We start from the raw sequence: 10,151 nt of genomic DNA, 5'->3' as shown, positions 1-10,151 counted from the left end.
GCCGATGTGTCTGAGGTCAGTCCCAGTCTACAAGTCGTTAGATGGGGGAAGCTGAAGCGCCGGACGGCTTGATCCGCAATCGCACCTTCTGGCCAAGCGCAAGGTCATCCAAAAACCAGCGGAACCATCTGTTTTTCCTTGCGTTATTGGGATATGCGCAGGCCCGCCATCAGTGATTCACCCATCGTCGAGGTTGTTGCTGAAACCGGTGCCTACATCGAGCCACCCCCGCCCGAAGTCCTTGAAACCGATCCGGATCTGTCTGCCGAAGACGCGGAGCAAATCCGCCGGGATTATCTGCTCACGCGTTTCTGGATCAGCGCCAAGGGATTTTGGGGGAAAAACGGTGACCGGCTGGCGTGGATCTTTTCCATCGTCCTGGCGATCCTGATTGTCACCAATGTCGGCTTCCAATACGGCATCAATGTCTGGAATCGCGCGATCTTCGACGCGATCGAGAAGCGCGATTCCGCCACCGTGTTTTATTTGACCGCGGTGTTCTTTCCGCTCGCGATCGGCAGCGTCCTGCTCGGCGTTGCGCAAGTATTCACGCGTATGGGCATCCAGCGCCGCTGGCGGGCGTGGTTAGCCAATTCCGTGGTGTCGCGCTGGCTGACCAATGGCCGCTATTATCAGCTCAATCTCGTCAGCGGCGACCATCAGAATCCAGAATACCGCATCGCCGAGGATCTGCGCGTCGCCACTGATGCGCCGGTGGATTTCGCCGCCGGCGTCACCTCGGCATTCCTGTCGGCGACCACCTTCATCGTGGTGCTCTGGACCATCGGCGGCGCGCTGACGGTCACGATCGCAGGATCGACCATCACCATTCCTGGCTTCCTCGTGATTGCGGCGGTGTTCTACGCGGCGATTGCCTCAGGTTCGATCATGACGATCGGGCGCGGCTTCGTGCAAGTCTCCGAAGACAAGAATCAAGCCGAGGCCGAGTATCGCTACACGCTGACCCGCGTGCGCGAGAACGGCGAGAGCATAGCGCTGCTCGGCGGTGAGGAAGAAGAGCGCGACGGCATTGACAAGACCTTTGCCAAGGTGCTGAGGCAATGGGCGCGGCTCGCCGGCCAGCACATGCGCACCACGCTGGTGTCGCAGGGATCGAGCCTAATCGCACCGGTGGTGCCGCTGCTACTGTGCGCGCCGAAATTTCTCGACGGCAGCATGACGCTGGGACAGGTGATGCAGGCGGCCTCCGCCTTCACCATCGTGCAGAGCGCGTTTGGCTGGCTGGTCGACAATTATCCGCGGCTTTCGGACTGGAACGCCTGCGCGCGGCGCATCGCCTCGCTGATGATGTCCCTGGACGGCCTTGAGCGCGCCGAACGTGGCGACGGCATCGGCCGCATCAAGCGCGGCGAGACCGAAGGCGACGCTATTCTCAGTCTCAACGATCTTTCGGTGACCCTCGATGACGGCACCGCCGTGGTCGGCGAGGCGGAAGTCGTGATCGAAGCCGGCGAACGCCTGCTGGTGGCCGGCGAAACCGGCACCGGCAAAAGCACATTGGTGCGTGCGATCGCGGGGCTGTGGCCGTGGGGCGGCGGCAGCGTCAATTTCCATCCAGATCGCCGCCTGTTCATGCTGCCGCAAAAACCCTACGTGCCGTTGGGCACGCTGCGGCGCGCCGCTGCCTACCCAGCCGCCGCCGAGGACTGGACGGTGGACCAGATCGGCGAAGCGCTCGACAAGGTCGGCCTCAGTCATCTCAAGGACAAGATCGAGGAAGAGGCGCCGTGGGACCAGACGCTATCAGGAGGTGAAAAGCAGCGGCTTGCCTTCGCGCGGCTGTTTCTGCACAAGCCAGATATCATCGTGCTGGACGAAGCGACCTCTGCACTCGATGAAAAGAGCCAGGACAAGATGATGGAGCTGATGACCAAGGAGCTGCCCATGGCCACCGTGGTCAGCGTCGCCCATCGCACCGAGCTTGAAGCCTTCCACAGCCGCAAGATAGTGCTGGAACGGCGCAAGGGTGGCGCGAAACTCGTCAGCGACGTCGATCTCATCCCGCGCAAGGGCAGGCGCCGGCTGCTCGGTCGCTTCCTCCGTCATCGCAAGCCGCCGCTGCAAAGGTGAAAGCGGCTCGAAGCGCATTCGATTTTCGACTTTTGCAATGGTGTCGAAGGCTAAACGGACTCTGGACGAGGATTGTGTCAGGTCAGTCATGACCATCTCGGATATGCGCCTGGGACCAATGTCCGGAGTTTCTAAAATCCGCTCGGCACCACCGGCAAACAAAGAGACGGCCACACGGGCCGCGTATCTATTTTCAACTCAACGTAAGGTCCAACTAATTGCCGGATTGCGCGAGTTCGCCGCCGATGCGGTTGAAGCGCGCCTTTTGCTCACTGCTCAGTACCCCATAAAAGTCGTTGAGCGCAGGCTTCACCGTATTAGCTGCATCGATCATGGCCTGCAGGCGCTTCTCCATAGCCTCCAACCGGCCGGGCGGAGTGATTGGCGTGTCCTCGGGGCAGGCGGCTTGCATGATCGAGACAGCGTTTGCGGTGGCTTTCTCAAGGTGCTTCAAACCACCTTCCTGCGCATTGGTCGGCTTGACCGCGTCCTCGATCCGCTCAATCGGCAGATTAGCAAGCCCGGCTTTCGGTTCGCTGCAGCTCTTGCCATCCCGCGCCGATGTCTGGTTGGCCTCGGCGTTGTTCTTGGGCTGCTTCGGCCCAATTTCGTTTAGGCGCTCCTTCTGCTCGTCGCTCAACGAGTTATAGAACGTCTCCATCGCCGGCCGGACCGTCTGCACTGCTTCGAGCGTGGCTGCAAGCCGCAACGTCATCGCCTGTAGGCGACCGGGTGGCGTCATCGCGAAGGCGTTTTTCGCGGGGCATGAGGCTGTGAACACGCTGGCGGCTCTCTGGCCCGAGCTTCGCACCTGGTCGAGAAGCCGCTTCTGCTCGGTATTCAAGCCGACCTTGCTATTGATTTCTGCGAGCGGCCAAGCAGTGATGCCGGTGCCGGGCTGCGTGCACGGCTCTTCCACGGTGGAAGAAGTCGATCGGGCTTGGCGTGCGTTTGGCGGTGCATAGGCATAGCTGTACTCAGGCGGCATACCGGCTTGGCCCCAGAACACGCCGTCGAAGAAATCATCATAGGCATAGGCAAAGTAACCGTCATCATAGCCAGAGGGCCAGAATGCGTAATCGAATACGTCCGAATAGGCATAGGGCCAGAACACGGGCCCGTGCCACGGCACGAAGGCCGCGCGCAGGCCGAGGCTCCAGGCCCGGCGTGGGGCGAGCGCAGCCGTGTCCGCGCGGAAATTGGCACCTTGCGCCCGTGCCTCGAAGCGCGCGGCGAAGCGGCCTTGCTGTGCTGCCTGCGGTGTAACACGCGCGACACCGTTACGACGCTCGCCGCGCTGCGCTTGATCATTGGGTTGAACCAATGCATTCGGCTGAGCATGGCCGTTAGGTTGTAGCCGCTGCTGCGCGCGCTGCTCACGCTGCTGATTGATTTCCTGCTGCTTCTGCGCGCGTTGCGTAGCCGGGAGCTTTCGCAGTTCACGGGTTTCCTGTTGGCGCAGCGTGCGCTCCTCGCGTAGCTGGCTGCGCGGCTGCTCGCGCGTTGGCGCAGCGGATACGGCGGCCTTGGACGCGGCGTTGCGGGCGGTCGGCGGAGTTGCTGTTCGGGTGGGTGCATTGTCCCGCGGACTGTTGATAATGCGTGGCGTTGCTTGACGGGTTGGAGCTGCGGCCCTTTGCGGCGCCTGGCCTTGTGGAGCGGCCTCGCGTCGCGGTACGGCCTGGCGTTGCGGCGCGGCTTCACGTTGCGGTACGGCCTGCCGTTGCGGCGCGGCCTCGCGTTGCGGAGCTGCCTGGCGTTGCGGTGCGACTTCACGTTGCGGAGCGGCCTGGCGTTGCGGCACGGCCTCGCGTTGCGGCGCGGCCTGATTTTGCGGTGCGGCCTGCCGCTGTGGCGGCGGCGCGACGGCTGGGGCTGAACGCGCCGCCGGCGCGCCTTTGTTGTTTTCGTGCTTCTGCTCCTGAGCATTTGCGCTCAACGGGATCATCAACACTGCGAGCCCGAGCATTGCAGTCAGCTTCAAAACGCTTTTCATGAAAGAATTCTCCGCTACGACTATGCTGATCGCAGCGCAAACAAACTGGCACTCGCATTGTGCGGGGGTTTTTGCCACGCGGCGCGTTGATATTCACCAATCGTTGTGCGTCCGACATCGGGACAAATAGGGTCAGCCAGCAAAAGTTCCCGCCCTACCGCGCGATATAAGGTCGCGCAGATTGATCCGCATTAAGGTAGCGATTGGACCCAATTCTGATGTTATCGAACACGACCGGCAATCAGGAAGAGTGCCAACTTCTTTCGGAGGTGATTATCGGGTGCGGATGCTGCCCCCGCCCCCAGTCTAAATCCAGGGGGTCTGAAAACTAAAGCCGGACAGTGTGGTCAATTTTGACCGGCGGCGTGCTCTAAGCGCACTTAGCCTACCGCCCTCACCAAGGAGGTGACCATGGCACAGGACCCTTCTCGGCCATTGCGGGCGGGTATCGGGCACCTGCTCTAAGCAGCCTCCGAGGGGTCAGCAGATCTGTATAGGACGGCTAGCGCGCCCCCAAACCATCATCGGCGACGGGCGATGGCAACTCCCAACAGGAAAGCGACCAACAGCGAAGCAAGAGGCGCTTCGCGCGCGATGTTGCTCAAGATGCTCAGCGGCATCCCTGGCCTTCGACCTGCTTCTATCGCGCCGGCAACCCGCTGGACTGTCCCTTTCACAGCTTCGGAGACTTCCGCGATCGTGGATTTCGGTTCTGGAACGGAATCCAAACTTTCATGGGCGAAAGGGGCCAGCGGGATGTCATCACTCACGATCTAATCTCCAAGTCAACAACCAGCCAATCAATCAAAAAGCGTGAATAGCTCCGATATGGCCGTCATAGCCGTTATCGCCCGCGCTGCGGCGGATGGTGCGGCGGGCGCGTCAGCAATAGCCCCAACGCAAAGCCGATCCCGCCTGCGATCAACATCGAACCGAGCGGATTGTCCTGCACCTTTTTCGCGATCGCTTGCGAGCCGTCACGGAAGGTATCACTGCTGTTCTCATAAGCGTCCTTGGCGTAGTTGACGGCGGCATCCGTAGTTTCGCGCGTTGCATCCTTGGCCTGGCCGTACAGGTTCTGCGCGGCGCCTGTCGCTTCCCGGATGCGGCCTGCTGCCTGGGTCTTTGCGTCGCCGGCGATATCGCCGACCGTGCCCTCGACCTTACCGGCGAAATCCTTCGCCGAGTCGGCAATTCGATCGCTCTCCATAGCGAACACTCCCTAAGATGAGGTCTCGGAGAGCTAACCGACAAGGTCAGTCTATGTTCCTGCGCGCACAGGCCGGCTTGCAAATGTGGTGTGGCCTAAAGCTCTTAGCATTCCACACTCGCTGCTCGACTGCGGCCGACCACATTCAACAGCGGCGCGCTGCTCACTCTTTGCCCACTATCCCAATTTCAAGTTGCGGGTGTCCTGATTAGGACGGCACCGGACGGTGGGTACTGGCCTGTTTCCGACAACGGTGGGTTAGCTTAGCAATGGTTTGAAAGTGAGCAATTTTGAACAGACGATCGCAGTGCATATCATCGGGGGATTGTGCTGTCCGGACCTAATCCAACGCCACCAAGCATTATTTGGCTTGGTGGCGTTGTGCTTTCCCAGGTGTCCCTAATTCGTTAACTTTTCGAAAGTGAGCAAAATGGAGCGGCGCGGGGGATAGCGATGATCCCATAGTGACTCCATCACCGTCCCTATCACGGCATCTATCGGTGACTGAGAGTTCTGTAATGCTCCCGCCTGAATCTAGGTGAGCATCATGTCATCCTTAGCCGTCTTGTTCGACCCGAGCCGTATAGCAATTCGGCCCCATACCTGTCCCCAATGCTTGGGTCCAATGATCCTGACTCACATTAAGCCCTCTCGGATCGGATCCGAGATGCGCACGTTTCGGGGCGTCAATTGCGACCACGTCGACAAAGTCGTCAGCGAAACCCATTCGATGAAGTGGATTTCTTCCGGGCTGCGAGCGCCGGTTTAGATCCCGGGATGGGGATCTGAGCGACGACACAACCTGTCAGCAGAGAATAGGTTCTCGACAAACATCTGGTGGCGCCATTTTCTCAGCCGTGCGGTGTGTGGCCCTGGGACGCGCTCTCGCGTCAAGTTGGACCACTTGCATCCACGACCGAATGGTAACATTTAAACCGATGACGGCTAGTTGGCTTGCGAACTCGACGCTCAGCGCGATCGCCAAGAAAGCCTCTTTCGCTTCTGCGCAGCCTTAAATTCGAGGACATATCTTTGAACAGCGTGCTGCGCAATGAAGCTCCAACGGCGCATGAGTCGCCACGCCTGCAGAGCTACGACCCAGTCCTGGCCTTGACAAAACCTGTCGTAGCACGAAGCGAAAACAGGAATTGACATAAGCTTATCGCGGCTAACGCAGAAGAGACGTTCAATAAGCAGGAGTTTGAGAAGCTCGCCGACGATGAGGACCATAAGCCCGACAACGATGTGGCCTGTCGCCGTCAGGTAAGCCGCAACAGGCTTAACAGGTTCAAGCAAAATGACCGGCACGATGAACAGCGCCAGAGTAGGATATGGGCGAAGCGACACAATCCACGCTCGCAAGCTTTCGAAAACCCAGCAGTTCGCCAGCCGGCGAAGGACAGGTTTGAAGAGAGTGAAAAAGATGGCGTCCACCAAGAAGTAGATGGCGGCGATCAGAAACACAAAGGGTTTGAATATGCGGCCCAAGCTGGTCCTCCAACGAACCAAAGCACGAACCCATCATTAAGTTCACGAGTTAAAGCGGCGAATTGCAAGACCACAATGGAACCTCAGTTCGGCTCTCCCTATTGCGCGGAGATTCAACGTATGCGCCGCTTCCATTCACGCAAAGCGGTGCTGGCGTGCCGGTCGAAATAGCACTGCCAAGACTGGAACCATTAACGGCAGGTGCCATTGTCCCTTTGAATTTGGGATCAAATGATCAAAACGCTCTCAGCCATCGCAATTTACGCCTTCATTGCTGCCGCCTTGTTCGTATTGTCTGGATATGCCCCGGAGGTCGAAGTTGGGCAGTCGGCCGCCCTCCAGAAGAGCAACCGGCGTGATATTCATGTTGCCGACACGGGCTGCGCAAAGCAGACTTGGCCTGACTTCAGCGGCTCGTGCCTGCACGGGAATGGCGCGAAACTCGAGGCGCGCCTTGTCAGTGCAGGTCGCGGGTCAGAAAGCGGGTCGAAGTGAGACTTCAAATCGACCGTGTGCGTGCCTCTACCAGCGACCAAAGGGGTGATGGACTGCCTGTTACCCCGACAGGCGAGCTCAACCAATTGCCACGAGGTCGATGGCGTGAGGCCATACCTAGCGCCAAAGCCAATATTCCAACAAGCTGATCAAATTTGCACAGACACCAGGCGGATCAGCTTGCAATACTGCGTCCAAACCAGGATGCCGAGGTGTCACAATGAATATGTCGAGCGAAGGCCTGCTGGTCATACTGTTTGTCGGCCTCGTTGCGGGCTAGTTGGCTGGTCAAATCGTCCAGGGGACCGGTTTTGGAATCATCGGTGACCTCATTGTCGGGATTTTGGGCGCCTTATCGGAAGCTGGTTGTTACCTCAGCTAGGCATCCATCTCGGTACCGGGATGATCAGCGCGATCGTCAACGCCACCATCGGAGCGATATTGCTGCTGCTCATCGTGCGGCTGCTTCGAGGTGGCAGCGGATGGGGAGGTAGGTGGGGCGGCAATTGGGGTCGGCGATAGTAACGCATTCCCGCAGAGTGACTCGCGACCGTCCGCTGTGATCTGGCTACCGGCCCCGCGACTGTGGACCCGCTCTGAGTGATGCAGCACGCTGCATAATCGCCAATGCGCCGGCTCTCAGGATTCGCCGCAAATTTTTGAACCGAACCTGCTCCTGCAAGCTTCGCCTTATCAGCGAAACTGCTCGACGAATGGCGAAACGTCGGCCCTTTGATCTGACCACCTGAAAAATCGCGGCTGAGCTGACACCAGGATAGCGGCGGAGTCGAACCGAGACTGCACCCGATCATCTCTCTTGGGAGAATGTCATGAACACAAATTTTACGCTTACCTTCCTGTCGTGTGGAGGAATTTTCCTTCTCGCGTTTGTCGCGATCGGGGCGTTTTGGCTTGCGGAACGGTTGCGAGGGACGAACGCCCCTCGCTTGGGAAAGTCGGGATAGATCACATCAGACGCCGACTGAAGCATCGATGTATTCCATTCTAGGATGCACCCCAAAGAAAAGGCCGCGGACTGCTCCGCGGCCGATTTCATAGGATATTTCGTCGTTTCTCAGTAGCGGTCGGTCCCGATTCCGACGCTCACGCCAGGAGCGCTGAAGCCGATACCGCCACGATCTTCATAGCCGCGCCGCTCGATGTAACGCTCGCGAGGAGCATATCCGTAAGCATCGCGCCCGTCGCGGATGATAACATGGCGTTCACCCCGTTCGCGCCAGCAGCGACCGTCTTCATTGCAGACCATGCGAACGTTTTGAATGTTGCTCTCCGGTGCAACTGATACATTGGCGGAAAGCGGGGCAGCTGAAGCAGCGGTCACAAGAAGCGTACTTGCCGCGGCTGCCAGAGTGATTGCGAGAGCCTTCATAGCATTTCTCCAAAAGTGATTGTGTCAGTGAGCCAATCGGCTCGCGACAGAATGGTTCCAGGAGCCCAGCAGTGAATATTCTCAAATGCAGATGCAAACCGGGGAGCAGAGATTGAGAGTCATTATGTCATGGCATATTGCGCGCTTTGCCATCTGCGCTTGAACCAGTGACGGCTCAAGGATGGCCGCTATGAGCGACGGTTCACCGCTGTCACGCGATGATTGGCGACCACAACGATTCCTCGTCCGAAGTGGACATGCGATCGAGCTTAACATTCCAAGCGCGGCTTAATGTGAATTCCCTTCCTTGAATGCGTTTGGGAAACTGAAGATCGCATCCGCTAGAAGGAATTCATCCGGGACAGGAAATAGGGTGCGAAGTTCAGCGAGCCAGTTCGCGTATAGCCAGTTCGCGTATGAGGGAGGGTTGAACTTGCCCAAAGGTGTAGCTATCGCTGAACCTGTGCATTTAGCTCGGAGCCTTCAGGCCGGGAGATCGCAGCCACTCGCTCAGGCGCGACCCGGTTTCGGCTTGTCGGGCCTTGCGCATTGTGGCATCCCGAACCGCGCCGGGCGGGAGCAATCTGGCTTGCTCGCACAGGCGGCAGGCCTCGTCGGCAAGGCGTTGCTCCAGGGTGGTTTCAGGTGGTGCATAGCGGCGTCGCTGCTGCATAGGGATGCTCCGTTCCATAGAGGAAGGAGGGAGCGCAATCGGGCGTTCTCGTCACCGATAGAAGCCGATGTCCCGGCGGTGATAGCGACAATCTGGCATGTCCGGCAGCCGGTATACTGGTCAATACCGCTCACATTGCGAAAGTTAAATTCCGCGTTTGGAACGTTAAACTACACAGCATGTTGCCTCGGCGCGGATGACCGTTGTGGTCGCCCAATCATCCCTTGGAGTGTCAGATGAGCAAACGTAAGCCGGCAACGGCGTCAAAGCACGCCCACAGCACGAAAATAGCTGCCCAAAGGGCCAATCATGCTATTACTAGAAGCCCGAAAAAAAGCCCCCTGCGCTCGGTTGCGGCAGGCTCGACTGAATCGTCCCATGAACGTCAAAACGACTCAAAACAAGAGCCCCTCCTTGTTGAGACACCGGCGACAACCTTACAAGATCACCGCAAACAGACGATGACGGATAACGATTCAAAGAAAGGAACTGATTCTTCTTCAGCCACGTCAAACTTGCGGGCTTATCAAGCAAAGCTGCTGGAAATGGCACAAGCCAACATGCAATTGGCTTTTGAATTCGCCCAGAGGCTTGCGACGATTAGGTCGCCCGTTGAAATTCTCAGCGTCATTGCAGAATTCACAAGCAAGCGGATCGCCATGTTTCAGAAGTATTCGATAGAAATGGCCGAATTAGGTACCAAGCGGTGAAACAGCCTAAGACCAAGACCACCTAGTCATCTGGAACGCAAGTTCGTCACATTAGTTGATAGCTCGAATCTCTACACAGGAGAGAGCTCGTGGCGAAT

Annotated in this window: 8 protein-coding genes and 1 pseudogene; 4 read left to right on the top strand and 5 right to left on the bottom strand. The window is 58.4% G+C overall.

Annotation, left to right across the window (positions count from 1 at the left end; genetic code table 11):
* The first annotated feature begins 153 nt into the window (after window positions 1-153).
* Window positions 154-2,091 (top strand): ABC transporter ATP-binding protein/permease, encoded by a 1,938-nt coding sequence (locus XI08_RS10710; RefSeq protein WP_271574374.1) that lies wholly within the window; start codon window positions 154-156, stop codon window positions 2,089-2,091.
* A gap of 214 nt (window positions 2,092-2,305) precedes the next feature.
* On the opposite strand, the gene XI08_RS10705 is transcribed toward XI08_RS10710, so the two are convergent.
* The 4 genes from XI08_RS10705 to XI08_RS10690 form a co-directional block, all read right to left on the bottom strand.
* Window positions 2,306-4,087: a Spy/CpxP family protein refolding chaperone gene (locus tag XI08_RS10705; RefSeq protein ID WP_271574373.1), complete on the bottom strand. Its 1,782-nt coding sequence runs from the start codon at window positions 4,085-4,087 to the stop codon at window positions 2,306-2,308.
* Between the two features lie 521 nt (window positions 4,088-4,608).
* A complete protein-coding gene (locus tag XI08_RS10700) occupies window positions 4,609-4,857 on the bottom strand; it encodes a hypothetical protein (RefSeq protein ID WP_271574372.1) in 249 nt (82 codons plus the stop codon).
* Between the two features lie 74 nt (window positions 4,858-4,931).
* The gene (locus tag XI08_RS10695; protein WP_271574371.1) at window positions 4,932-5,297 is read right to left on the bottom strand and encodes a CsbD family protein; all 366 of its coding nucleotides are present in this window, start codon (window positions 5,295-5,297) and stop codon (window positions 4,932-4,934) included.
* 969 nt (window positions 5,298-6,266) lie between these two features.
* Window positions 6,267-6,785 (bottom strand): hypothetical protein, encoded by a 519-nt coding sequence (locus tag XI08_RS10690; protein WP_271574370.1) that lies wholly within the window; start codon window positions 6,783-6,785, stop codon window positions 6,267-6,269.
* A 231-nt stretch (window positions 6,786-7,016) separates the two neighbouring features.
* Here XI08_RS10690 and XI08_RS10685 point away from each other — a divergent pair, with 231 nt between their 5' ends.
* Window positions 7,017-7,280 carry a hypothetical protein gene (locus XI08_RS10685; protein WP_271574369.1) on the top strand — a complete coding sequence of 88 codons (264 nt, stop codon included), beginning with the start codon at window positions 7,017-7,019 and terminating at the stop codon, window positions 7,278-7,280.
* A gap of 280 nt (window positions 7,281-7,560) precedes the next feature.
* Window positions 7,561-7,802, top strand: a pseudogene (locus XI08_RS10680) (GlsB/YeaQ/YmgE family stress response membrane protein).
* A 553-nt stretch (window positions 7,803-8,355) separates the two neighbouring features.
* Here XI08_RS10680 and XI08_RS10675 read toward each other — a convergent pair.
* Window positions 8,356-8,670, bottom strand: coding sequence for a hypothetical protein (locus XI08_RS10675; protein ID WP_161533464.1), 315 nt, complete (start codon window positions 8,668-8,670; stop codon window positions 8,356-8,358).
* Window positions 8,671-9,579: 909 nt separating this feature from the next.
* Between XI08_RS10675 and XI08_RS10665 the strand changes: the two genes are divergently transcribed.
* Window positions 9,580-10,053, top strand: a complete 474-nt coding sequence (locus tag XI08_RS10665) for a phasin family protein (RefSeq protein ID WP_271574368.1) — start codon at window positions 9,580-9,582, stop codon at window positions 10,051-10,053.
* The last annotated feature ends 98 nt before the right edge of the window (window positions 10,054-10,151 follow it).

The organism is Bradyrhizobium sp. CCBAU 11361, assembly GCF_028128935.1.
GTDB lineage: Bacteria > Pseudomonadota > Alphaproteobacteria > Rhizobiales > Xanthobacteraceae > Bradyrhizobium > Bradyrhizobium niftali.
This window is presented reverse-complemented; position numbering and strand designations above follow the sequence as displayed.